Genomic DNA, 23,082 nt, shown 5'->3' with positions numbered 1-23,082 from the left:
ATGAACCGAGCGAGTGTTATGACCTCACCTTATACTCAAGAGTCAAACTTTGAGCAAGCGATCCAACATGAGATCGCCGATTTCTGGCACACTCGCGCCGAAGGATTTTATCGTTCTTTCGATAAAACAAAGCTTTACTGGTGCTCCCTCACCAAGCCGGAACACAGCAAAGCGATTGTGGTGGTCAATGGCCGCATCGAATCGGCCTGGAAATATCAGGAACTGTTCTACGATCTGTTCCGCCAGGGCTACGATATTTACTCTTATGATCATCGCGGTCAGGGGTTATCGGATCGATTAATCGACGAGCGAGAGATGGGGTATGTCGGCGATTTTCACGACTACGTACAGGACCTGTCCGGCCTGCTCGAACTGTGGGACCTGCGTCGTTATCAGCAACGCTTCCTACTGGGGCATTCCATGGGGGGCGCTATTGCGACCCGTTATGTGCAAACGCACCCGCATCATGATTTCGCGGCGATGGCACTCAGCGCGCCGATGTTTGGGGTCAACATGCCTTGGCAGCTGCGTCCGGTGGCTTTGTCGCTGTCACAGATGTTAACCGCGCTGTACAGCAAACCCACTTACGCGCCCGGTTATAGCGCTTATCTTCCCAAACCCTTTGAGATTAACGCGCTCACTCAGAGCGAAGTGCGCTACCGCTGGTTCCGCGAGCTTTACGAGACCAAGCCGGAACTGAAACTGGGCGGCCCCAGCACCCGCTGGGTCTGGCAGGGCCTGATGGCTGCCAAACAGTGTATTCAGCTTACCCGCCAGGTACGCCTGCCAACGCTGGTGCTACAAGCAGAAGCCGATACGATTGTCAGCAACGAAGCGCAAACTCGCTTTGTCACCAAGCTGGCGCGCACCAATCCACACAGTGCGATTAAAGTGATCCTCGGCTCGCGCCACGAGCTGCTGTTTGAACAGGATCAGTATCGTAATCAGGCGCTGGATGCGTTACTCAACCACTTTGCGAACGTGAACCAAGCCAAATAGAGGAAATTTTGCTCCGGCAGGTTTACCCTCTTTTTCCTCTTTCGCTTCACGTACACTAACCACCCAGAGACGCGCCTGCTTCTCCGCTATTTCACCTGTGATTAAGAGGGTTTTATGACCACTGAACGTAACGCATCACCATTTCGCATTGTGGCTTCCGATCTTGACGGCACGCTGCTGGCACCGAATCATCAACTGAGTCCGTTTGCCAAACAGACACTGAAAGATCTGCACCAGAAAGGGTTCACGTTCATTTTCGCCACCGGTCGTCACCACGTTGATGTGGCGGGCATTCGTGAAATTGCGGGCATTCCTGCCTATATGATCACCTCGAACGGTGCGCGCGTGCATGATCAGAATGACCAAGAGATGTACAGCAAAAACGTTCCGCCACATTTAGTGCAGGCGATCATTGATCTGGTGAAAGAAGAGCAAGACATCTACGTTCACATGTACCGCGATGACGAGTGGTTACTGAACCGCGAAGATGAAGTGCTGCGCGACTTCCATGAAGATTCCGGCTTTACCTACCAAATTTTTGACGTCAATGCAGCGCCGACCGACGGCGTGGCCAAGGTGTTTTTCAGCAATGAGAGCCACGACCACGAGCAACTGGTGAAATACGAAACGCTGATCAATGAGCATTTTGGCGATCAGGTCAACGTTGCCTTTTCAACCCCATGGTGTCTGGAAGTGATGTGTGCCGGCGTGTCGAAAGGCGATGCGCTGCAAGCGGTCGCAGAATCACTGGGTCTGACGCTCGACAACTGCATCGCGTTCGGCGACGGCATGAACGACGTTGAAATGTTGTCGATGGCCGGCAAAGGTCTGGTGATGGGGACCGCACACGAGAAAGTGATGCGCGCCCTGCCAAATAACGAAGTGATCGGCAGCAACGCCGATGACGCGGTGCCGCACTATCTGCAAACGCACCTGATTTAATCTCGCGCTTGTTTCGATAGCGCAGAAAAGGCAGCCTCGGCTGCCTTTTTTGTATCGGTGACGGGTTCACCCGTAAATTGCTGACATCAGCGCAGCGTTTCTTTACTCAGAATCGCCTGCCACTCCGCTTCACTGACTGGCATCACCGACAAACGATTACCACGTTTCACCAGCGCCAGTTCACTCAGCTCTGGCATCGCTTTTAGCACGCTCAGCGGAATCACACGCTGCGTTTTACGCACAAACTCGATATCGACCATCACCCAGCGCGGGTTGTCCGGTGACGATTTCGGATCAAAGCAATCACTGCTTAGGTCAAAGGCAAAGTGATCCGGATACGCCTCACGCACTACGCGCGCGATGCCTGCCACCCCAACCTGTTTGCACGAGGAGTGATAAATCAGCACTTCATCGCCCACTTTGATCGCATCACGCAACATATTGCGCGCCTGATAATTGCGCACGCCTTCCCAGCACGAAACCTTTTGTGTCCGCAGAGTGTCAATAGAGAAGGTGTCTGGTTCTGTTTTGAACAGCCAATATGCCATAATGAAACCCGTTTAATGTTCTGTCACGAGGAAGATATAACATGAAGGCGCTGAGAAACCCAGCAGCAATCCTGACCGCCCTTATCCTGCAAGCCTGTTCCAGCAGCCAGGCCCCTCAGCCGACTGGAACTGAGCAGCCCAAAGCCAGCCTGGATCAACCCGCGTCGATTCAGCCACAACAGTTTGTGTTGCGTGGTCAGATGGTCGTCGGCCCGGAAGTGCGCGCTCTGACCCCTTGTGGCAGCAATCAGCAGCTGTTACTCGATATGCCGGAAGCGCTGGTGAAACAGGCGACCGAGCTGAGCCGGTCGCCTTACCAAATCATGTATGGCGAAGTCATTGGTCACCTAGCGCCGCCAAGCCAGACTGGCTACAACGGTGATTACGCCGCGCGCTTTGTAGTAGAGCAAGTGAATATGCTGAGTGCGGAAAACCCGCAGCGCTGCAACTTAGCCGCCACGCCAACCCGCGCGTTTGGTACCGAGCCGTTCTGGAACATGAATTACACCGCAGATGGCCTGAGTTTTCAGCCGCTCGGTGGCCCTAAACAGACGTTCAAGATTGATAGCAGCCGTTTGTCTGCCAACCAACGCCTCTACCGTTTCAACGACGGTGAACTGACCCTGACGCGTGAATCCTGCTCCGATGGCATGAGCGACACGCTGTATGGCTGGCGTTCTGAACTGAGCCTCAAAGGCGGCGAATACAAAGGCTGCGCGACGCTGGGCAACAGTGACCCGACGCTGGAATGGGTTGGCACTTACTTTGCCAGTTCAACCCAGAACAACGGCTTTAGCGTCACGCTCAATCTCGATGCCGATCATATGGCCACTACCCGCTATCACTACAGCAGCGGAGAAGCCGATATCGTTGAGCGCGGTTACTGGCAGCAGTTGAATCCGCGTCAGATTCAAGTGGTGATGACCCAACATCAGCAGCAGTATTTACTGTCAGAACGCGTCTTCACTCGCGACGGCAGCACGCTCAGCGCCGACAAAGAGAAAGTCGGCAGCGTGGTTTACCCGATCGCCAACGGCGGATTGGTGCTGTTTTCTGCCAGTCAGGTAACGGCTCCGCAAGCAATGCTGTTACCGATAAGCGAACAGCAGATTGCCTCCCGCGATGACTACGAAGAAGATGTTGACCAAGCGCTGCGCCGCTACTTTGCGCTGCATAACACTGCGCCGGAAAACACGCAGTACCGCTGGCTGAAATACGATTTGAACGGCGACAGCCAGCCTGAACTGCTGGTACAGCTGGACTGGTGTGGTTCCGGTGGCTGCACGTTACTGGTGTTCCAGCAGCAGAATCAGGAGTGGCGCTTTAACAGCCGCATTACGCTGGTTCGCACGCCCTTTCAACTCGGTAAGCAGAACACTCACGGATGGCAGGACCTGATGCTGCCGGTCAGTGGCGGTGGCGCGCAAGCCGCAACCCACCGTTTGCAATACAACGGCATCAGCTACCCGGTCAATCCGAGCATCGCTGACGTTGCCAACCAAGATGACATCAGTGGCGTCACCCTGTTTGCTGACGGCTTATCACCCAAGCAGGCCGGAGTGAAACTGTGACACCTTGCCCGCAATGCCTGTTGGTACACCAGTGCGTGTGCCCTCAGGTACCCCAGCTTAGCAGTGCATTGCAATTGTCCTTATTGATGCACGACAACGAAGCTCAGCGTGACACCAACACCGGGCGCTGGCTGAATGCAGCCCTGCCTGACTGCTACAGTTTCAGCTGGAGCCGGGTTGAGCCTAACGCCGCGCTCAACGAGCGCATCGCCGACCCTGACTATTACTCGCTGCTGGTATATCCGGGAGAGCAGAGCCTGAACTTGGATGACGCGCTGGAACAGGCACGCGTGCTGGGGTGCCAGCCGCATTTTATTCTGCTCGACGGCACCTGGCAGGAAGCGAAAAAAATGGAGCGCAAAAGCCCGTGGCTCGAGGATTTGCCACGAGTCACCCTCAGCCCTCAGCAACTGTCGCGCTATCGGCTGCGGCGCAATCAGAGTGACGGCCATCTGTGTACACTGGAAGTGGGGTGCGAGCTGTTGCGTGCGATTGGCGAAGCGCACAATGCCGAGCAACTCGACGCTTTTTTTGCAGAATTTATGGCGATTTTTCAGGCCGATAAGAGCGGCCATCGCTGGCAGCGCCCTTAATCATGAATGTTAAGCGTGAATCTTCACCTTAGCTGAGGCGCTGCGGCGCGCCCAAATGGAAGCCTTGCAGATAATCGACGCCCATCTCTTCGCTGATGCGGCGCACGTCATCATTGTGGACAAACTCAGCCACAGTTTTGGCATTCAGTACCTGACACAGCTGCACCAGTTGCTGAGCGATACGGCGCTGCTTCACATCCTGATCGATATTACGAATCAGGCTGCCATCCAGTTTGATCACCTGCGGTTCCAGTTTGACGATTTCATCAATGTTGGAATAACCGGAACCAAAATCGTCGACGATGATGCTCGCACCCAGTGAGCGGAAATGGTTACACACTTCGATCATGTGGCCATAATCTTTAATCTGTTCGGTTTCCAGTACTTCCAGACCAACCCGGCTCGGATCCGGCAGCGATTTGATCGCCTCTTCCAGATTGAGCAGCGTGCGCTCACTCATAAAGTCCTGCGGCGCAAGGTTGATGGAAAAGGCTTCGCTGCGATCGCGCATCAAATCAAAGGTACGATTAATCATCTGGCGACTGAGACGAGTGTAGAGATGCGTGCCTTCGATGATCGGCAAAAAACGCCCCGGCAAAATAATTTCGCCATCATCTTCAATCCGCACCAGACATTCATACGACGCGAGTTCATGGCTGTGTGCCTTGAAAATCGGCTGCGCGTAGACCAGCACGTTGTTATCCAGCACTGCCCGGCTCACACACGATAACCAACCCAGCCGCTCCTGACGCATCTGCTCTTGGGCGCGCAATTGGCTGGCGTTACAGAAATGGCGGTTGTGCTGCTGTGCGTGGCGACGTGCCTCTATCGCGCGCAGCAATAAATCATCCGGATCTTTGTCCGGAAAATCACGGCGGCTGACCAAACCGGCACACAGCGACACCGAGACATAATCCACCTCCGGCAGACCGAAAGGTTCGAAGTTCACATGCTCCAGTTGGTCAACAAACTGAGAGAACGTCAGGTGAATAAACTCTTCATCCGCTTCACTGCGAAACAGTGTGGCCCACTCGCCCACACCGATAGCAAACAGCTCGCTGCGTCCCGCCAGATGCTGATGCAGATAGTGCTGAAAATGAGCGCTGAGATCCTGCAGCAGACGGTCGCCGACTTGATAGCCATACTTTTCATTAATCTGGTTGAAGTTCGTCAGTTTGAGTGCCAGCAGATGATGGTTGCCAGCCATGCGCAGTAATTTCTCACGCAGCACGACCCGGTTCGGCAATCCGGTGCGCGGGTCGACACGATAACTGGCCGTCAGCATGCTGGCCTGACTCTGAATCTTGTGCGCCAGGTTGAGGTTCATCTCATCCAGGTCCGACAGCGAATTACGAATCAGGCTGAACAGAGGAGCGATGACATCATGGCGGCCAAAGCTGAAAGGCTCGCTCGGCCGTTCCACCACGTCGCCTTCACGCAGGGCGAGATAGGTCATGCTGTGATGCAGCGTGCGCTGCATGGTGCCGTCATGCCACAGCTCGCCAAAGCAGTAACAACCTTGCGTCGGTGCGACGGCCTGCAATGGTAAAAGCTCTTGGTTTTCTTCGATAAATTCCAACCGCGAAGTGCAGTTGTAGACAAAAATCTGTTCAGGCTGAAAGGTGCGCAGTTGCTCAGCGCCAAGGTACACTTGCTCAAGCGTCAGTGACGGATGGTCAAAACAGAAGCGGACTTCATCGCCCACCGACAACGGCTTATTCAGGACCAGACCCGGTTCATCCTCATACATCGGCACGTACACGTCCTGACGCTGTAAGTCCCCTTTGATGAGCGGAAAGTTGTGCAGCAGCTCAAACGGCACATGCTGGCCATCGCCCAGGTAGCGGTTATATACGTCCTGCACTGGCAAATCATCAAGACGATACAGCGTATTGCCATCAGCTTTGGTGACGCGGAAATTGCGCCCGATCGGGTTCCATTCCGTGTAAGCCGCATTGCTGACATGCAAATTGTCACCATGCAGCGCCACCGACACCATCGCATGCTGGTAGGTTTTGGTGCCAAGCAACACCCAGCGCTCGCCATCAACCTGCCCCGCCGCACCACCAGCCACCGGCACACCCGGCGTCAGATGATTGAACGCACCGATACGTTCGGTCCGCTCCATGCTCATGCGCTCTGCAAAGCAGATGATCGCCCGCGTATTGGCCTGCACCGCTAAATCGGTCACCAGGTTCTGCGTATCACGCACCGGATTACTGCTGTAGCGACTCACCGCGCTGCTGAGCGTCGTGTCATCAAAGCGGCTGAACAGCAGCAGCGTACCCTGATGGTGAATATCACCGTGATGAATGAGTTGCCCTGAGCTCAGACCAATCAGCGTAGCTTGTGGATAAATATGCACAAGTTGCTCAGCTAAGGGCTCGATCTCCTGCGCAGGCAGACTGGAGAACAATTGAATAAGCGTACTGCCACGAGCAGAAAAGGAGAAGGCCGATAAGGCTTGATTAAGCGATTGATGTGCTGGAATAAAAAGCGAGGATGTGAACATGTAATCCAACTAACTCATCATGAGTGACTGGCGATCCGGTGGACTGGTTACCATAAAACATACTGATTAATAAGTTAATTGCAGAGCACAAAAATAACAATCTTTATTCAAATAATTAACTGATTAAGTTGAGATAGCTTATGGATCTCGATATCTGGCAGTAGTCTTGCCTTGGCTGTTGCACGTAAGGTGAGACCTTGATCGTTGTACCAGCAGGCTTGAAAGCCGTTCTGCTTAGCGCCCTGCACATCTGTCACCAAGTGGTCACCAACGTGCAGGATGGCGTGAGCGGGTAAACCAAGGAAAGTGCGCGCTTTATCAAACATGTCCGGATACGGCTTGGCGTGCCCATCCGGGCCCGCCTTCAGCACCAACTGAAAATAGTGGCCGAGACCGATTTTTTCGACATTGACGTTGCCGTTAGTGATCGCCACCAGCGGAACTTTCGCCGCCAACTGAGCCATCACGCGGTGCGTTTCCTCCGGCACATCGACCAGATTACGCAATCGCATCACTTCCTCAAGCGCATCACTGGCCGCTTGTTCCGCCTGTTGCGGGCCATAACCGAGCGCAATCAACCCCTGGCGAATCTGCTCAAAACGCCACAGCGTGACATCATGAGTCAACCATGGGTTGTCTTCGGCGAGGCGCATTTTCAGCGCTTTCCACCACGGCATCGGTTGACTCGCCGTAACCGGATGTTGACGATGCAACCACAACGCCGCCTGCTGCTCGACGTGACGAATCACCGGACGGTTATCGTACAACGTGTCATCCAGGTCAAAAGTCATGGCCTGAATCGGCTGCAGGTTGCGATAAATCAGCATCGGTTACTCCTTGTCTTTTTTGCGGGCACGCGGGTGAGCTTGGTCATACACCTGCGCCAGATGTTGGAAATCCAAATGCGTATAGATTTGGGTGGTCGAAATGTTCTCATGCCCGAGCAACTCTTGCACCGCACGCAGGTTGTTGCTCGATTCCAGCATATGAGTGGCGAACGAGTGGCGCAGTTTATGCGGGCTGATGTGACTGGCCACCGACTGTTTGTGCCCCCATTCCGCCATACGTTTTTGCACGTTGCGATGCGAAATCCGTACGCCCAGTTTGGAGATAAACAGCGCGGGTTCGTCGCCTTTGAGCAACGAACTACGCACCTTGAGCCATTTACCAACCCACTCTCTGGCCTGACCGGCAAACGGCGCTTTGCGTTCTTTGTTACCTTTACCAACCACGCGGATTTCTCCGGCGCTGAGGCTGACATCACGCACATCAATTGCCACCAACTCTGCCAAACGCAGGCCAGCGCCGTACATCAGTTCCATCATGGCGCGATCGCGGATCGCCAGCGGGTCATCTTCGTTCACTTCCAGCAACTGAGCCATTTCATCGACATCGAGGTTTTTCGGCAACGGGCGTTTCTTACGTGGCGCCGACACCCCTTTGGCCGGATTGGCACTCAGCTCTCCGCGCAGGATCAGGAAATCAAAAAAGCTGCGCAGCGACGACAACCGGGTCGCCAAACTGCTGGCTTTCATCCCTTCACGCATACCTTTGCTCGCCAGCTGGCGTACCCAGGCGGCATCGACCTGTTGCCAGCTCTTGAGCCCCATCTGGTTAAGATGCTGCGCCATGGTGGTGAGTTGCTGCTTGTAGTTGCGCTGGGTGTGCAGGCTGAGCCCCTTTTCACTGCGCAGATACTCGTAAAAGCGCTCCAGAGGACGGCCAAGACTATCAGGCAGAAGGTTGGCTGAGTCGATCATGCTCGGTCACCTGCCAGGGTAGAATTTCTATCAGATGCGACAGTACCAGCGCCAGATGACGCAGGAACAGTGTGTCCATGCACGGCTGGAAATGGCCGCCATCGTCACTGGCAAACGCCAGCACGCCCTGCGGGCTGCGTTTTACCAGCGGCAGAATCACGTACGAGCCCATTTCCGGAGCCAGATTATCTTCGCCGAACAGATGATGACGATCCACCTGACGCAGACGGCCCAGATACGCGCTTTTGCCGTTGAAGTGATTGGTTGAAAAACGTTGCCACTGCTCTTTACTCAGTGCATAACGCGGGTGGTCATGACCGATGAGACGCACATAGGCCGTCAAACCCAGCAATTGTGCTTTGGCTTCAATCGCGCGGCAGACTTCGGTCAGACTGGCGCATTGCAGAATCTGCTCCTGCAAGTCCATAAATTCATGGAAAGTGCGATCGTTGTTGGCAGCCAGAGACATTAAGGTGGTGATCTCTTCTTCCAGCTCCTCGATCCGCTGGCGCTGACGCGCCATCTGAATGTGTACCAGCGACACTGACCCCATCTCCTGATGAGGCAGTGCCAGCCTGTCCACCAGATCCGGACGGTGAGAAAAGAAGTCCGGATGGTCTTTGAGATACTCTGCGACCACTTCGGCCGTCAGTGCATCAGCTTCCAGTTGCGACAAAACAAATCCTTATTAGCAAGAGAGTTGGCCGTCAAAGACGTGTGTCGCCGGACCAGTCATGTACAGCGGTTTGCCCGGACCTTTCCAGCTGATTTCCAGATCGCCACCCGGCAAATGTACCGTCACGGTCTCATCCAGCAAATCCTGCACAATGCCGATAGCCACCGCGGCACACGCGCCACTGCCACACGCCTGCGTTTCGCCCGCGCCGCGTTCATACACGCGCAGATTCACTTCGCTGCGATTGAGCACCTGCATAAAGCCGGCATTGACGCGTTCAGGGAAACGTTCATGCGATTCCAACAGCGGACCCAGCGTTTCAACGTTGGCGGTTTTGACATCGTCAACCACGGTCACCACGTGCGGGTTACCCATGCTGACCGCGCCACAGAACAGCGTCTGCTCTTCAACGCGCATGATGTAGGTCTTTTCCGCTTGCTTGGCGCGGAACGGGATTTTGCTCGGTTCAAACTCCGGCACACCCATGTTGACGGTGATCTGGTCATCGTCTTCCACGTTGAGCACCATTTTGCCTTTCTTGGTGCTGACGCTGATGCTGTATTTGTTGGTCAGGCCTTTCATGCGCACAAAACGGGCAAAACAGCGCGCGCCATTGCCGCACTGCTCCACTTCACTGCCGTCAGCATTGAAGATGCGGTAGTGAAAGTCCGTTTCCGGATCGTAAGGTGCTTCGACCACCAACAGCTGATCAAAGCCCACCCCGGTATGACGATCCGCCATGCGGCGGATCAGCTCAGGGGAAAAGAATACGTTCTGGGTAATGCAGTCCACGACCATAAAGTCATTACCCAAACCGTGCATTTTAGAAAAATGGAAATGCATAATGCGTCACTTTACTCCGGCAGAAGGCTCTCAAGGGCCCACAGGCTCGACAGCTCTTCGCGTTGACGCACTAAGTGGGTTTTGTCACCGTCGACAATCACTTCCGCCGCACGCGTACGGGTGTTGTAGTTTGACGACATCGCAAAACCATATGCGCCAGCAGAACGAACCGCCAGCAGGTCACCCTGCTTGAGCACCAGTGAACGGTCTTTACCCAGGAAGTCCCCGGTTTCACACACAGGCCCGACTAAATCATAGGTCAGCGCAGCACCTTCGCGCGGAGAAACCGGCACGATATCCTGCCATGCCTGATAAAGCGCCGGGCGCATCAGGTCATTCATCGCCGCATCAATAATGGCGAAGTTTTTGTGTTCAGTGTGTTTGAGGAATTCGACTCGGGTCAATAGCACACCCGCGTTAGCGGCAATCGCGCGGCCCGGTTCAAAAATCAGTTCCAGATCCTGATGGTTGGCCAGACGCGACAGCAGCGCCTTGGCGTACTCTGAAGGTTGTGGTGGTAATTCATCACGATACACCACCCCCAGACCGCCACCCACATCCAGGTGTTTGATGTTGATGCCTTCCGCTTTCAGGCTGTCAATCAGTGCCAGCAGGCGGTCGGTAGCATCAATGAAAGGTTCAATCGCCGTCAGCTGTGAGCCGATGTGGCAGTCGATACCGTGAATTGAAATGTTTTCCAGACGTTGTGCCAGACGGTACACATCCGGCGCACGGTCAAACGCGATACCAAATTTGTTGTCGCGCAGGCCGGTGGAAATATAAGGGTGAGTTTTGGCATCCACATCCGGGTTAATACGCAGCGAAATTGGGGCTTTCACGCCCATTTCGCCTGCCACCTGGTTCAGACGTTCCAGCTCAGGTTCTGATTCTACGTTGAAGCACTTAATATTGAGCTCCAGTGCGCGTTTCATCTCCGCCGCGGTTTTGCCCACGCCCGAGAACACCACTTTCGCCGGGTTACCGCCCGCCGCCACCACACGTTCCAATTCACCAGCCGACACGATATCGAAGCCAGAACCCAGACGAGCCAGCGTGTTGAGCACACCCAGGTTCGAGTTCGCTTTCACCGCATAACACACCAGATGGGGATGATCGCCGACCGATTTGTCAAACGCGTGCCAGTGACGCTCCAGCGTCGCACGTGAATAAACATACAGCGGGGTGCCATAATCCTCAGCCAATTGAGCCAGTGATACGTTTTCCGCCCAAAGTTGGCCATCATCCTGATAATTAAAGTAATCCAAAATACTTTCCCTTAATATAATTGTTTGAATTTACTGATTTTGTTCACTCTGTTGAGCGTCATCAGGCATGTACAGCGGGCCTGTTTGACCGCAGCCTGCCAATGTCAGAAGGGACAGTAAAAACAGTGCGGTGATGGACTTTTTCATTTTGCATATCGTGATTATTGAATCAATGCCCCCTATAATCGCACCACAATCAGGAAAAGCAATAGGATAGACAGGATGAACGAGACTGAATTTCATCAACTGGTCGACAGCCAGATGCAAATCATCGAAGAAGCCATTGATGAATCCGGCGCGGACATCGATTTCGAAACCTCCGGCAACGTGATGACGCTGGAATTTGATGATGGCAGCCAGATCATCATCAACCGTCAGGAGCCGATGAAAGAGATTTGGCTGGCGTCGAAATCCGGTGGCTTTCACTTTCAGTGGAAAGAACAGCAGTGGATTTGCTCTAAGACGGGAATGGAACTGTTTACGATGGTGAAGCAAGAGTGTGAAAAACACGCGGGTGAAAGCATCGACTGGGCTTAATCGCCCAAAACGCAAAAAGAGCACTTGAAGTGCTCTTTTTTATTGGTTTGAATCAACGCAGGGTTCAGGCGTTTACGGCTTTGGAAGGCTTGGAATACACCGCTGAGTCGTTGCGGTACGGCACAACATAGCTGCCGCCCTCTTCCGGATGAATGATCTGATAATACTGCGGCAGATTGAAGTTAATCAGCTTCGACGCCAGCTGGCTGTCATCACGTACCGAGGTATAGAAGCTGTTGACACTGGCAATCATCTCATCTTTTTCACCACTGAACTGGTGATACACTTCCACCCGGTTGGTTTCATCCAGCACATAAATGTTGAAACCTTTATCGGTATCTTCAAAGAAGAACTGCACCAAACCTTCACTGGCAAAACCATCCACCACGTCCGGCAGTTGATAATCCTGCTCGCGATCCAGCATCAGCAGTGGAGAACCTTTAAGCTTGTTGCTGGAAATACTGCGGTAGAAATCAACCGAGTTTTCCAAACGCTGCACCGATACGCCGCGACGTTCAAAGAACAGACCGTACATTTGCGAGCCGATACGCAGTGCTTTAAAGCGGCGGCGTTTTTCCTGCTCAACCGGTTTGAGGCGCAAATCAATGCACTCGGCCAGCAACTGATACACCAGATTACGCATCACGCCACGCAGGTTTTTGCTGTAGCAGAACACATCCACCGATTCCGGAGGCAACGCATCCTGATGCATTTTACCCAACACGGTTTTCAGCGCGTCGAGCATCGCGGTTTCGCCTTCAAAGTGCAACGTCCGCACTTCCTGCCACGAGTTGCGATAGACCAAATCCACACTGCCGACCAGACAGCGCTGCTCCGCGCCGAAGCTGAAGATATCCACGTTCTTGAGATCCACTTTGAGCGACTTACCACTCAGTTCAGCGGTCGGGTCATTTTCAAAGTTGATGAACATCGCCAGCTGGCTGATCTCACACGGACTCGCCAGCGCCGACATGGTCGGGCGACGTTTGTGCAGTGAGAAGGTGTTTCGCAGGTCGCTCACCATCTGATAGAACTTGTCGATGTCGAGGTGCGCTTCACGCACCACCGAATGCAGACGCGTCGATTCGGTGATCAGGCCGTTGAAAAACGCCCACGCCACCAGCTTACTCAGGTATTCATTGTGCTCAAGATACGGCTGGCCCAGAATGCGATGCGGCACCAGCGGCTGCTTATACAGATACCAGCCCGCTCTGTTTGTACGGCCCTGACACACTTCGATGAAGGTCAGATCCGGCTCATGCAGGTCGGGAGAAATCTGTGGATTAAGCAGCGTGACTTTACCCGGCAGTACCTCAAACGCGGCATACAGTTTACGCGCCAGAATCGAGATATCCTGCGGGCTGATCGCCGAGGTAATGTCGTTGCGGCGTGCGAACTGAATCAGGTTGCGGTAGCTGAGCATCAGTGCGTCCAACAGCGCGTGGTGCACGCCTTTCACCTGCTCAACTTTCCAGTTGCGGCGGTTGTCGAGTTCCTCAATCACGTCCGCTCCCCAGTTCCAGGTTTTGCTCATGTCGCTCAGCGCTTCACGGCGCCAAGCCACCGAACCAACACCCGGCTCACGTGAGAGTTTTTCGTGGGTTTTGAGGTAGAAACAGCGACGCACCAGATCGAGGCGGGCATGATCGCCGATGCGTTCCAGATAACAGGTCACTTTCGCCAGCATCAGATAGTAGGCGTCCATGCTGTAGAGATCAGGCTCATGAGCAAAGAAACGACGCTTGGTATCGATACTTAATAGTTGAGTGTGCGGGTACTCCCACGAATACGCTTCGAGCAGAGTCGCTTTCAACACCGATTTGTACGGTGAGTCGATACTCTTGTATAGCTGCCACAAGTTGGCACCGAAGTACTCTTCGGCCGGTATGCGATTCAGACGACCAAAGTCGATCCATTCGCAGCAGTTGATGTACTCATTGGCACACAGCTGCTTAACGTATTCGTCGTAGCACTCTTCCATTTCAGGCGGCACAATTTGCCACAGCAGACGTTTACCCGCCAGTCGCACCGCAGAACGGTAGAACTCATCGAGCAGCAACAAATGCTGAGAAGAACCGCAGTTCTCGCCCGTCATTTCGTCTGACTGCTTATGGCGGAAACGCTGTTCATCCATAATAAAGAAATTCGCTTCCACCCCCTGGCTTTTCGCCCAGTCGGTGATCAGCAAACACTTGTTGCCGAGACGTTCACGCGCATCACACCCCATAGTTGCATCGACACACACCCAGATATCGAGATCGCTCGACGTACTCTGGCCAATCGATGAGGTACTGCCCATGGTATACAAACCGAGAATTTGCGGATGTGCGGCCGTTGCCAATGCCTGATTCAGTGCCAGCTCGGTATCATCGACCATCTGTTGCTGAATCTCGTTCAACTCAAATTGGTGTACGCCATGCGGAACATCGTCGGCAAAATAACCGGGAATTAACGGGTGGTTGTAATGAAACAGTGCGGGGATCAGATGGAAAACACGCTGACCTTGTAAATCCATAAGCGCCAGCGCACGCTCAGTGCGTTGCCGGTTCAGCTTATCCAGTCTCTGTATTAAGGTCGTTGTGTAAGCCTGCAAGGTGGATTCCTTGGTTGAAACATAAATGCGCGTTTTGGTTATGTTTTACGCGAATGCGCCAACAAAACGTGATCAATTTAACACTTTAATTTGTGTTGGTAAAGCTATCTGCACACCATGTCACACCAAAGTCGTAGAGCCAGAAGACGCAGATTTCCGGCCCGCCATAGTGTCGGCGCTAACGGTTGCTTTGTAATAATAGCTCAGTTTACAAACGAGAACCTAGTCACACTATTTTGCGTGATCAGTGTGAATCGTCCATCAAACCAGCATCACGGTGATCTTGGAGTGAGAATTTCCCCACCCTTAATGATAGGATGAGGCCATTATTGACTGTCTAACGGGAATATCATGACCTCTACCACCCCCATTCGAATTGCCACTCGTCAAAGCCCACTCGCCCTATGGCAGGCGCATTATGTAAAAGACGCGCTGCAGGCTGCCCATCCCGGGCTCGAAGTGGAACTGGTAACGATGGTGACCCGTGGCGACGTGATTCTCGACACCCCACTGGCGAAAGTCGGCGGAAAAGGCCTGTTCGTCAAAGAACTGGAAGTGGCGATGCTGGAAGGCCGCGCAGACTTAGCGGTGCACTCAATGAAAGACGTGCCAGTCGATTTCCCGGAAGGCCTTGGCCTGGTGACCATTTGTGAACGCGAAGATCCGCGTGATGCGTTTGTCTCCAATACGTATGCATCACTGGATGAGCTTCCACATGGTGCCATCGTCGGTACCTGTAGCTTGCGCCGCCAGTGCCAGCTGAAAGAAGCGCGCCCTGATCTGGTGATCAAAGAGCTGCGCGGCAACGTCGGTACTCGTTTGGGCAAACTCGATGCGGGCGAATTTGATGCCATCATTCTCGCCGCAGCGGGTCTCAAACGTCTGAAACTGGAGCAGCGTATTCGCAGCTTTATTGAACCAGAGCAGTCGCTGCCAGCGGTCGGACAAGGCGCGGTCGGCATTGAGTGCCGTCTGGATGATGCGCGCCTGCGCGAACTACTGGCACCGCTAAGCCATGCTGAAACCACCGATCGCGTGCTGTGTGAGCGCGCAATGAACCTGACGCTGGAAGGCGGTTGTCAGGTGCCGATTGGCAGCTACGCGCTGCTGGAAGGCGACGATTTGTGGCTGCGTGCGCTGGTCGGCGAGCCGGACGGTTCCCACATTGTGCGTGGCGAAATCCGCGGCCCGCGTCAGGATGCCGAACGTCTGGGTGTCGAACTGGCCAATCAACTGCTGGCCAACGGCGCGCGCGACATTCTGACCAAGTTGTACGCCGAGCACGAATAAGCCATGGCCGTATTGGTGACGCGCCCCGATGCGCAGGGACAGGAGTTGTGTCAGCAGCTGACACAACTTGGTATTGATGCCCTCCACCATCCGCTCATCGCCATCGAGGCAGGTGCCGACCTGCCTCTGCTACTTCCCGACCTTTATCACTGCGATATACTAGTTGCCGTCAGTCAGCATGCGGTGACATTTACCCACCAGTTTTTGCAATCTGAGCGATCTTTGTGGCCAACTTCAGCTATTTACCTTGCCGTTGGTCAAAAAACTGCACACGTTTTAAGCAAACTTTCTGCGCAACCAGTACACTACCCGGACGTCAGCGACAGCGAACATTTACTGGCTCTGCCTGAACTGCACTCGGTGCAGGGAAAATCCATCACCATCTTACGTGGCAACGGCGGGCGTGAACTGATTTTCGACACGCTGGTCGAACGTGGCGCGCGCGTCTGTTATCGCGAAGTGTATCAGCGGGTTGATCTGCCATTTGCCGGTGATACCTGCGTCGCTGCCTGGCAGCAAGCTGGCGTAGATACGCTGGTGATCACCAGCAGCCATCAACTGATGTTTTTTGTTTCGCAACTGACCGCATCCAGCCTGAGCTGGGTGCTTGGTCTGAAATTACTGGTTCCCAGTGACCGAATCGCCCACGATGCCAAAGCCTTGGGATTTCAAACTATCGTGACTACAGGAAGTGCGGCGAACCCAGATTTAGTGGCGGCTCTCCAGCCCTAACACACAGGACTCTTAGCAATGACAAGTAAAAACAACAATCCTCAGCAGGAACCTGAACAACAACCAAAATCTGTCCCTGCTGCCGATAACACTCCCCAAGATAAAACGGACAAAGCCTCTGCTACTGACAGCACAATGGCGGCGCCAACCAACACTGAAGCTAAACCTCAGAGTCAGCCAGACTCCACACCGGTTTTTGAAGAGAAACAAGGTAAGCGCGGTGTCAAACTCGGCACCATCGCTATCGTGCTGGCCGTGCTGTTTGGCGGAGGCCTGACGCTGCACAGCCAGCAACAACAAGCCGAATACCAGGCGCAGATCCAAGCGCTGCGCGCCGAACTCGAACAGACGCGTAGCAGCATCAACGAACAACTCGATGCGACGAAGCAAGAAGCACTGAGTAAAACCACTGAGATGACTCACCGCGCCGAAGTGGTGCTGGCCCAGCAGCAAAAGAGCATTGAAAGCCTGCAACTGGCCGTAGCGGACATGAAAGGCCGCCGCCCGAACGACTGGCTGCTGGCCGAAGCCGATTACCTGGTTAAGCTTGCCGGACGTAAACTGTTCCTTGAGCACGATGTCGACAGCGCAACCCAGCTGATGGAAAGCGCCGACCAGCGCATCGCCGCATTAAACGACCCCAGTCTGACACCGTTGCGCAAAGCCATGGCGAACGACATCACGACACTCAAAGCGATTCCTCTGCTGGATCGTGACGGTCTGGTACTGCGTCTGACCAGCCTGCAACAGCAAGTTGATCACCTACCGCTGGCCAACGCCATTCTGCCAGATGCGCCGCAGGAAACCGAGCAAGCGGTTTCAGAAGACATCAACAACTGGCAACAGAACCTGATGACATCGCTGAAAGACTTCGCCGACAACTTCATCACTTTCCGTACCCGCGATGGCAACGTCGTACCGCTGCTGTCACCGCAGCAACATTTCTATCTCAAAGAAAACCTCAAAGCCAAACTGGAAACGGCGATCAAGTCGGTCTATACCGAGCAGCAGGAAATCTACACCGTCTCACTCACCACCGCCGATCAATGGTCGAAGTCGTTCTTCAATCAAAGTGACAACCGTGTGAAAACCTTCAACCAGACACTGGAGCAACTGGCGAAGCAGCAGGTGCAGGTTGAATATCCGGTCAAGCTGGAAACCCAGAAGCAACTGGCGGATGTGATCACTGAACGTCTGCGCCGCTCGGTCAGCTCGATGACAACGGAGGCTAACTGATGGTCCGTTTACTGTTTCTGTTTGCCGTATTAGGCTTAGGCCTGTTTGCTGGCACACAATATGCCGGCCAGCAGGGTTACGTGCTGATCTCAGTCGCCAGCCACACCATTGAAATGAGCGTCACCACGCTGGTGATTTTTGTGATTGGCGCTCTGGCGGGTTTGTTCGCGCTGGAATATCTGCTGAAAAAACTGATTTACGCCAGCTCCAATACTTGGAACTGGTTCAGCGTACGTAAGCTGCGCCGCTCGCGTCGTTACACCAACGAAGCGATCATCAAACTACTGGAAGGTGACTGGAAACAGGCGGAGAAGAAAGTCACGCGCTGGGCCAATCACCATGACATGCCGCTGCTGTGCTATCTGGTAGCGTCTGAAGCCGCAAATGGAATGGGCGATCGCGCCAAACGCGACCGTTACCTGGCGCTCGCCGCGCAGCAGGAAAATGCGGCATTGGCGGTAGAACTGACTCGTGCCAAACAGCAATTAAGTGATGGCGAACTGCAAGCCGCGCTGAGCACGCTAAGCGCACTGCAAGCTGAGCATCCGAATAATACGATTGTGCTCAATCTGCTCAAACAGACTTACACTCAGCTTAAACAGTGGCAACCGCTGCTGGATCTGCTGCCAAAACTGGTCAAAGCCAAACGCATGACGCAGGATGAAGCCGATAAGCTGGCACTCACTGCCCAGCAAGGGGTGATGGAAACCATTGCCAGCCAGAAAGGCAGCGAAGGATTGATTGCGCACTGGAACAGCTTACCACGTAAACTGAAAGCAGAAGCTCAGCTGGAACTCAGCCTGATTCGCCAGCTGATTTCGCGCAAAGCCGACTACGAAGCCTTCACCCTGATCAAAGAGAGCCTGAAAAAACGCCCATCGCCAGAACTCTACGCATTGTTGCCGGAACTCAACATCAGTGACCGTCATCCGGCGATTGTGCTGCTTAAAGATGCGCTCAACCGCGATGGCAACAATGCCGAGGCGCACAGCGCCTTGGGCCAGTTCTATCTGCGTGAGCAGCAATGGGCCGATGCGCAGCAGCATCTGGAAAAAGCCTTGTCACTGCGCTCGAGCGTGTCGGATTACGCCTATCTGGCCGATGCGTTAGAAAAACAGAACCTGACCAAAGCCGCTCACGAAGTGACGCGCAAAGCGTTGTCGCTACTGGAATCGGCGTAAGTTTTAACGCGCACCGCATAACAAAAAAGCCAGCAGAGATGCTGGCTTTTTTCATGCTGAGTCGTGCTTAAATCACGCGTGAGAACTGCTGCTGACGCGCGCGATCGCGCAGGTATTTGTCAAAGCACATACAGATGTTGCGGATCAGCAAGCGGCCACGCAACGTCACACTGATGTGCCGCTCATCGACCGTGACCAGCTCATCGTCGATAAAGGTTTGCAGCAGCGCCAAATCTTGGCGGAAGTAGTCATTGAAACGCACTCGGAACTGGCGCTCAATCGCACTCTTATCGAGTTTAAAGTTACAGATCAGTTGCTTAATCACTTCACGGCGCAGCAGGTCATCGCTGTCGAGCGACACCCCTTTCCACAGCGCGTGACGCATTTCGTTGACCTGAGCGTAGTATTTTTTCAGCTCTTTCTGGTTCTGCGCGTAGGCATCGCCAATCATCGAAATCGCCGAAACCCCAAAGCCGACTAAATCACACTCGCCTTGGGTGGTGTAGCCCTGGAAGTTGCGGTGCAGCACGCCATTACGCTGCGCCACCGCCAGTTCATCATCCGGTAAGGCAAAGTGGTCCATACCGATAAACTGATAACCCGCATCCGTCAGCGTGTTGATGGTGTATTGCAGAATCGCCATTTTCTCTTCTGGCGCGGGCAGGTCTTCGTCTTTGATTTTACGTTGTGCGGCAAACAGTTGCGGCATGTGCGCGTAGTTAAATACCGACAAACGACCCGGTTTCATCTCCAGCACCTGAGCCAGAGTTTGACTGAAAGTTGCCAGCGTCTGCTTAGGCAGGCCGTAAATCAGGTCAAGGTTGGTGGAGCGAAAACCCAAGGTTTTCGCGCGCGCGACCAAGTCGATAATAAACTGCTCATCCTGCTCGCGGTTCACCAATTTCTGCACTTCTTTATCGAAATCCTGCACGCCGATACTCAGGCGGTTAAAACCTTCGCTGCGCAGGTGATCCAACACATCGAGCTGAATCTCGCGTGGGTCGACTTCGATACTGATTTCCGCATCCGCTTCGAACTGGAACTCTTCACGCAGCAGCGTCATCAGACGGCTGATCTGCTTGTTGGTCAGAAACGTCGGGGTGCCGCCGCCAAAATGCAATTGAGTCACATGACGCCCCACCAGCAGCGATGCACGCTGGCGAATTTCATGTTCCAGAACATCTAGGTATTCGTCGGCTTTGTGCGAATGACGGGTGATGACTTTGTTGCAGCCACAGTAATAGCAAAGCTTGTGACAGAACGGAATGTGAATATAGAGCGATAACGGTCGCTCAGGGTACTGGGTACACGCCATATCGTAATCCGCAATGGTGAACGCTTCATGAAACTCCACAGCGGTCGGATAGGAAGTGTAACGCGGCCCCGAGTAGTTGTACTTGTCTAAAATGGCTTGATCCCAAACGATCTGCTGACTGGGTACGACTTGCGACGACATAGTAACTCTTTCCGTTTTCAATCTTTGACGGGCTATTTTGCCACACGACTTTGACACGTCGGGTGGCAAAAATAGGATTTGCGAACAAAATGTTCGAAACTGCTAGCGTGATCACTCACTCGAAAGAGGGAGTGTCACTTATACCATTTGGATGGCAATTTGGTTGTTCAGTGGCTGAACGCGTTTCTGCAGCGCTTTTAACTCTTCGACGATGGCGTCGTTGAGGCGGGTTTCTGCTTTCTGGCGAATCAGGTTGTGTTGCATACGCTCCTTCTTCACCATCTGCTGGCGGGCCTCACCACGCGGCATGTCTTTGACAATATGGTACAACTCGGCCGTTGCCGGGTACTCACGGTCAAAATCAACGCGGTTCTCGCCCTGTACGTAATCCATGATGCAGTAGACGCGGATGCTGATTTCCGACAAATCACACTGCCCTTGAATTCCGGCCATGCACAGAATGTTGACGTTCTCGAAAATGTTCGCATTGCGCTTTTCGATCGCCAACGCCTGGTGCTGCTGTTGCAGCTCCTTTTGCTTTTTCAGTTGCAACAAAAGGTAACCCGCGTAGGCCGCTAAGCCCAGAATAATCACAGCTCCAGCTATCGCTAATAGGGTTACATTCATTGTGGCACCTTATCCTTTGTAATCGTTCAGATCGAGATTTTCAAACTGAGACAGCAGGTCGTCATCGGTTTTCGCCTTGCCTTTGGTTGCTTTAGCTTGTGGCTGTGGCGCGATGGCTTCCTCTTCTTCTGGCTCTTCTGCGTCTTCAAACAGACCCAGTTGATTCATCAGAACTTCAATGCGATCCAGTTTCTCGTCCACGTATTTCTGCAGACCGGCACCCAGTTTTTCACCGTTGTCGATACGATCCAGCAACACGTTCAGCTGCGCGTCATTTTCCAGCATCGCCAGCTCTTTCTCTGCTGAGATGCGGCGTTCTTGCTTGTTCAGCTTCTTCGGTGCATCCACGATCAGTGGGATTTGCTTCTTACTGCCCAAACGCGGATCGCGTTGCTGCGCAGCCTTACGTTCAGCGACTTCCGAACCTTCTGAATGACGGCTGCCCGTTTTCAGACCTTTACGTTTTTTCGCTTTCTTACGCAGGCGTCCTTCCAGTTCACCAGAAGTACGGTTGTGTTTGCGTGCAAAAACCAGATCGCCATTGATACCGGTTTTGGATTTCTTTTCTCGAGACATTACTGGGGCTTCCTCAGTAAAATTACATCATTGCCTATAAATTCAAGTTCGAGCTGATCCCGCTCTGCCAGATATTCAAACGTGTGGCGACTGAAAAAGATCACGTGGGTGAGATCGTTTTTGTAGTGCCATGTCGCGAACGCGTCCACGTCTTTGACCATCTTGGTCATCAGACCAATCCAGCCACCCGGCTTAACTAAATTTAACCATTGCTGCCACACTCGGTGCGGATCGTGCAGATGCTCAATCACTTCCGTGGCAGTCATAAAATCGTAAGTGGTTGCCAACGCCTGTTCGTTCGGATGATAGAAAATATCATACAGCGCCACCTGATGGCCGGCTTCTTCCAGCATCAGAGAGAGCGTCGGGCCAGGGCCGCAACCAAAATCTAACCCTTGTGAGTGCGGTGCTACTCTTTCAAGCATAGGCGTACACACACGAGATAAAAAGCGGCGATAGCCGGCATCATTCGGGTCATTCTCGTGCAGGTCGTAAAACGCTTTTTCGCGTTGCGCACTCAGTCGATGTTCAGGATTAACGAACACCAGTTGGCAAGGCTGACATTGCAGATAAGCACGATGCGCGTCTTCATAGTAAGCGTGTATATCGTCACTGTGACATAAAGGGCATGAGTGCATTCTGACATCCTTCCAACGGGGGATGCGAAACATACCAGAAACTGGCTGGAGAGTGGAGAGTGATCGTACAAAATCTCAGCGATTTTGCAAAAAAAGCCGTCAAAGATAAAAAAAGCGATAGGTTTCCCTATCGCTTTCTAAGTGGTCACAGAACGTGACAAAACTGGGTCGCACTCAATCGGTGCACCAAGAGTCCCTTTGTTTTTCGAGCTTTCCCTGCCAAAAAGTGTGGTTTGTCATCGTCCTGATGAGTTTTGGCTGTCCGTTGTTACGTCCTGTAGCTGGGCGAATCCGTTGCCTGAATCCTTGTCACTGTCTACACCTTTAGACCAGTTGACCATCCCTATCCCGGCTCCCATCCTGGAAACCGTTATCCCTGTCCTGTTGCCAGATTCCTTCCGGCTCCCTGGAGACCTGCCTGGTCTGAATTCCTCGTCAGCCTCTTGCCAACCCGGACACTTTACGCCAACCACCCCAGCAAACAACGGATCGAGTGCACATTTTTGC

Annotated in this window: 22 protein-coding genes; 9 read left to right on the top strand and 13 right to left on the bottom strand. The window is 53.5% G+C overall.

What is annotated here, in order from left to right:
* Positions 1-18: 18 nt before the first annotated feature.
* Positions 19-999, top strand: a complete 981-nt coding sequence (locus DYA43_RS14605) for an alpha/beta fold hydrolase (RefSeq protein ID WP_081094792.1) — start codon at positions 19-21, stop codon at positions 997-999.
* Positions 1,000-1,113: 114 nt separating this feature from the next.
* The gene (locus tag DYA43_RS14600) at positions 1,114-1,941 is read left to right on the top strand and encodes a Cof-type HAD-IIB family hydrolase (protein WP_020331931.1); all 828 of its coding nucleotides are present in this window, start codon (positions 1,114-1,116) and stop codon (positions 1,939-1,941) included.
* Positions 1,942-2,027: 86 nt separating this feature from the next.
* Here DYA43_RS14600 and DYA43_RS14595 read toward each other — a convergent pair whose 3' ends face one another.
* Positions 2,028-2,489 carry an EVE domain-containing protein gene (locus tag DYA43_RS14595; protein ID WP_061057093.1) on the bottom strand — a complete coding sequence of 154 codons (462 nt, stop codon included), beginning with the start codon at positions 2,487-2,489 and terminating at the stop codon, positions 2,028-2,030.
* A 41-nt stretch (positions 2,490-2,530) separates the two neighbouring features.
* Between DYA43_RS14595 and DYA43_RS14590 the strand changes: the two genes are divergently transcribed.
* Together DYA43_RS14590 and DYA43_RS14585 are read left to right on the top strand one after the other, a co-directional pair.
* Entirely contained in the window at positions 2,531-4,060 is a 1,530-nt protein-coding gene (locus tag DYA43_RS14590) for a COG3650 family protein (protein WP_061057092.1), read from the top strand.
* Entirely contained in the window at positions 4,057-4,653 is a 597-nt protein-coding gene (locus DYA43_RS14585; RefSeq protein ID WP_061057091.1) for a tRNA-uridine aminocarboxypropyltransferase, read from the top strand. Before DYA43_RS14590 ends, DYA43_RS14585 begins: the two co-directional genes overlap by 4 nt.
* 28 nt (positions 4,654-4,681) lie before the next feature.
* Here DYA43_RS14585 and DYA43_RS14580 read toward each other — a convergent pair whose 3' ends face one another.
* From DYA43_RS14580 to lptM, 7 genes are all read right to left on the bottom strand, one after another.
* A complete protein-coding gene (locus DYA43_RS14580; protein ID WP_061057090.1) occupies positions 4,682-7,165 on the bottom strand; it encodes a bifunctional diguanylate cyclase/phosphodiesterase in 2,484 nt (827 codons plus the stop codon).
* Positions 7,166-7,272: 107 nt separating this feature from the next.
* Positions 7,273-7,992, bottom strand: a complete 720-nt coding sequence (yigB, locus tag DYA43_RS14575; protein WP_061057089.1) for a 5-amino-6-(5-phospho-D-ribitylamino)uracil phosphatase YigB — start codon at positions 7,990-7,992, stop codon at positions 7,273-7,275.
* Between the two features lie 3 nt (positions 7,993-7,995).
* Entirely contained in the window at positions 7,996-8,925 is a 930-nt protein-coding gene (gene xerC, locus DYA43_RS14570) for a tyrosine recombinase XerC (RefSeq protein ID WP_061057088.1), read from the bottom strand.
* Positions 8,897-9,601, bottom strand: a complete 705-nt coding sequence (locus DYA43_RS14565; RefSeq protein ID WP_032082424.1) for a DUF484 family protein — start codon at positions 9,599-9,601, stop codon at positions 8,897-8,899. The genes xerC and DYA43_RS14565 overlap by 29 nt, the downstream gene beginning before the upstream one ends.
* Positions 9,602-9,613: 12 nt before the next feature.
* Positions 9,614-10,444 (bottom strand): diaminopimelate epimerase, encoded by an 831-nt coding sequence (dapF, locus tag DYA43_RS14560; RefSeq protein WP_020331923.1) that lies wholly within the window; start codon positions 10,442-10,444, stop codon positions 9,614-9,616.
* Between the two features lie 11 nt (positions 10,445-10,455).
* Positions 10,456-11,709, bottom strand: a complete 1,254-nt coding sequence (gene lysA / locus DYA43_RS14555; protein ID WP_020331922.1) for a diaminopimelate decarboxylase — start codon at positions 11,707-11,709, stop codon at positions 10,456-10,458.
* A 30-nt stretch (positions 11,710-11,739) separates the two neighbouring features.
* Entirely contained in the window at positions 11,740-11,856 is a 117-nt protein-coding gene (gene lptM, locus DYA43_RS23335; protein ID WP_020433066.1) for an LPS translocon maturation chaperone LptM, read from the bottom strand.
* 75 nt (positions 11,857-11,931) lie between these two features.
* On the opposite strand from lptM, the gene cyaY reads away from it, so the two are divergent.
* The gene (gene cyaY / locus DYA43_RS14545) at positions 11,932-12,246 is read left to right on the top strand and encodes an iron donor protein CyaY (RefSeq protein ID WP_020331920.1); all 315 of its coding nucleotides are present in this window, start codon (positions 11,932-11,934) and stop codon (positions 12,244-12,246) included.
* A 64-nt stretch (positions 12,247-12,310) separates the two neighbouring features.
* On the opposite strand, the gene DYA43_RS14540 is transcribed toward cyaY, so the two are convergent.
* Positions 12,311-14,839 carry a class I adenylate cyclase gene (locus DYA43_RS14540; protein WP_061057087.1) on the bottom strand — a complete coding sequence of 843 codons (2,529 nt, stop codon included), beginning with the start codon at positions 14,837-14,839 and terminating at the stop codon, positions 12,311-12,313.
* A gap of 351 nt (positions 14,840-15,190) precedes the next feature.
* Here DYA43_RS14540 and hemC point away from each other — a divergent pair, with 351 nt between their 5' ends.
* From hemC to DYA43_RS14520, 4 genes are read left to right on the top strand one after another with little or no spacing between them, the layout of a single operon-like run.
* The gene (gene hemC, locus DYA43_RS14535; RefSeq protein WP_020331918.1) at positions 15,191-16,129 is read left to right on the top strand and encodes a hydroxymethylbilane synthase; all 939 of its coding nucleotides are present in this window, start codon (positions 15,191-15,193) and stop codon (positions 16,127-16,129) included.
* A 3-nt stretch (positions 16,130-16,132) separates the two neighbouring features.
* On the top strand, positions 16,133-16,861 hold the full coding sequence (locus tag DYA43_RS14530) for a uroporphyrinogen-III synthase (RefSeq protein WP_061057086.1): 729 nt from the start codon (positions 16,133-16,135) through the stop codon (positions 16,859-16,861).
* Between the two features lie 18 nt (positions 16,862-16,879).
* Positions 16,880-18,097 (top strand): uroporphyrinogen-III C-methyltransferase, encoded by a 1,218-nt coding sequence (locus tag DYA43_RS14525; protein ID WP_055452921.1) that lies wholly within the window; start codon positions 16,880-16,882, stop codon positions 18,095-18,097.
* Positions 18,097-19,278: a heme biosynthesis protein HemY gene (locus tag DYA43_RS14520; protein ID WP_055452922.1), complete on the top strand. Its 1,182-nt coding sequence runs from the start codon at positions 18,097-18,099 to the stop codon at positions 19,276-19,278. Before DYA43_RS14525 ends, DYA43_RS14520 begins: the two co-directional genes overlap by 1 nt.
* A 67-nt stretch (positions 19,279-19,345) precedes the next feature.
* Here DYA43_RS14520 and hemN read toward each other — a convergent pair whose 3' ends face one another.
* The 4 genes from hemN to DYA43_RS14500 all read right to left on the bottom strand — a co-directional run bounded on the left by hemN (position 19,346) and on the right by DYA43_RS14500 (position 22,575).
* The gene (gene hemN, locus DYA43_RS14515) at positions 19,346-20,734 is read right to left on the bottom strand and encodes an oxygen-independent coproporphyrinogen III oxidase (protein ID WP_020331914.1); all 1,389 of its coding nucleotides are present in this window, start codon (positions 20,732-20,734) and stop codon (positions 19,346-19,348) included.
* Positions 20,735-20,872: 138 nt separating this feature from the next.
* A complete protein-coding gene (locus tag DYA43_RS14510; protein WP_020331913.1) occupies positions 20,873-21,361 on the bottom strand; it encodes a DUF2489 domain-containing protein in 489 nt (162 codons plus the stop codon).
* A 9-nt stretch (positions 21,362-21,370) separates the two neighbouring features.
* Positions 21,371-21,937 carry a Der GTPase-activating protein YihI gene (gene yihI / locus DYA43_RS14505; protein ID WP_024373655.1) on the bottom strand — a complete coding sequence of 189 codons (567 nt, stop codon included), beginning with the start codon at positions 21,935-21,937 and terminating at the stop codon, positions 21,371-21,373.
* Positions 21,937-22,575, bottom strand: coding sequence for a class I SAM-dependent methyltransferase (locus DYA43_RS14500; RefSeq protein WP_020331911.1), 639 nt, complete (start codon positions 22,573-22,575; stop codon positions 21,937-21,939). Before DYA43_RS14500 ends, yihI begins: the two co-directional genes overlap by 1 nt.
* Positions 22,576-23,082 lie beyond the last annotated feature (507 nt).

This window comes from Vibrio fluvialis (assembly GCF_900460245.1).
Classification (GTDB): domain Bacteria; phylum Pseudomonadota; class Gammaproteobacteria; order Enterobacterales; family Vibrionaceae; genus Vibrio; species Vibrio fluvialis.
Note: the sequence above shows the minus strand (reverse complement) of the source record. Positions and strands in the feature narration are given on the sequence as shown.

What these genes read in the sequence shown, in the direction of transcription:
- DYA43_RS14605 (WP_081094792.1), top strand. Translation starts at nt 19, where the DNA reads ATGACCTCACCTTATACTCAAGAGTCAAACTTTGAGCAAGCGATCCAA.
- DYA43_RS14600 (WP_020331931.1), top strand. Translation starts at nt 1,114, where the DNA reads ATGACCACTGAACGTAACGCATCACCATTTCGCATTGTGGCTTCCGAT.
- DYA43_RS14595 (WP_061057093.1), bottom strand. Translation starts at nt 2,489, where the DNA reads ATGGCATATTGGCTGTTCAAAACAGAACCAGACACCTTCTCTATTGAC.
- DYA43_RS14590 (WP_061057092.1), top strand. Translation starts at nt 2,531, where the DNA reads ATGAAGGCGCTGAGAAACCCAGCAGCAATCCTGACCGCCCTTATCCTG.
- DYA43_RS14580 (WP_061057090.1), bottom strand. Translation starts at nt 7,165, where the DNA reads ATGTTCACATCCTCGCTTTTTATTCCAGCACATCAATCGCTTAATCAA.
- yigB (WP_061057089.1), bottom strand. Translation starts at nt 7,992, where the DNA reads ATGCTGATTTATCGCAACCTGCAGCCGATTCAGGCCATGACTTTTGAC.
- xerC (WP_061057088.1), bottom strand. Translation starts at nt 8,925, where the DNA reads ATGATCGACTCAGCCAACCTTCTGCCTGATAGTCTTGGCCGTCCTCTG.
- dapF (WP_020331923.1), bottom strand. Translation starts at nt 10,444, where the DNA reads ATGCATTTCCATTTTTCTAAAATGCACGGTTTGGGTAATGACTTTATG.
- lptM (WP_020433066.1), bottom strand. Translation starts at nt 11,856, where the DNA reads ATGAAAAAGTCCATCACCGCACTGTTTTTACTGTCCCTTCTGACATTG.
- cyaY (WP_020331920.1), top strand. Translation starts at nt 11,932, where the DNA reads ATGAACGAGACTGAATTTCATCAACTGGTCGACAGCCAGATGCAAATC.
- hemC (WP_020331918.1), top strand. Translation starts at nt 15,191, where the DNA reads ATGACCTCTACCACCCCCATTCGAATTGCCACTCGTCAAAGCCCACTC.
- DYA43_RS14530 (WP_061057086.1), top strand. Translation starts at nt 16,133, where the DNA reads ATGGCCGTATTGGTGACGCGCCCCGATGCGCAGGGACAGGAGTTGTGT.
- DYA43_RS14525 (WP_055452921.1), top strand. Translation starts at nt 16,880, where the DNA reads ATGACAAGTAAAAACAACAATCCTCAGCAGGAACCTGAACAACAACCA.
- DYA43_RS14520 (WP_055452922.1), top strand. Translation starts at nt 18,097, where the DNA reads ATGGTCCGTTTACTGTTTCTGTTTGCCGTATTAGGCTTAGGCCTGTTT.
- hemN (WP_020331914.1), bottom strand. Translation starts at nt 20,734, where the DNA reads ATGTCGTCGCAAGTCGTACCCAGTCAGCAGATCGTTTGGGATCAAGCC.
- DYA43_RS14510 (WP_020331913.1), bottom strand. Translation starts at nt 21,361, where the DNA reads ATGAATGTAACCCTATTAGCGATAGCTGGAGCTGTGATTATTCTGGGC.
- yihI (WP_024373655.1), bottom strand. Translation starts at nt 21,937, where the DNA reads ATGTCTCGAGAAAAGAAATCCAAAACCGGTATCAATGGCGATCTGGTT.
- DYA43_RS14500 (WP_020331911.1), bottom strand. Translation starts at nt 22,575, where the DNA reads ATGCACTCATGCCCTTTATGTCACAGTGACGATATACACGCTTACTAT.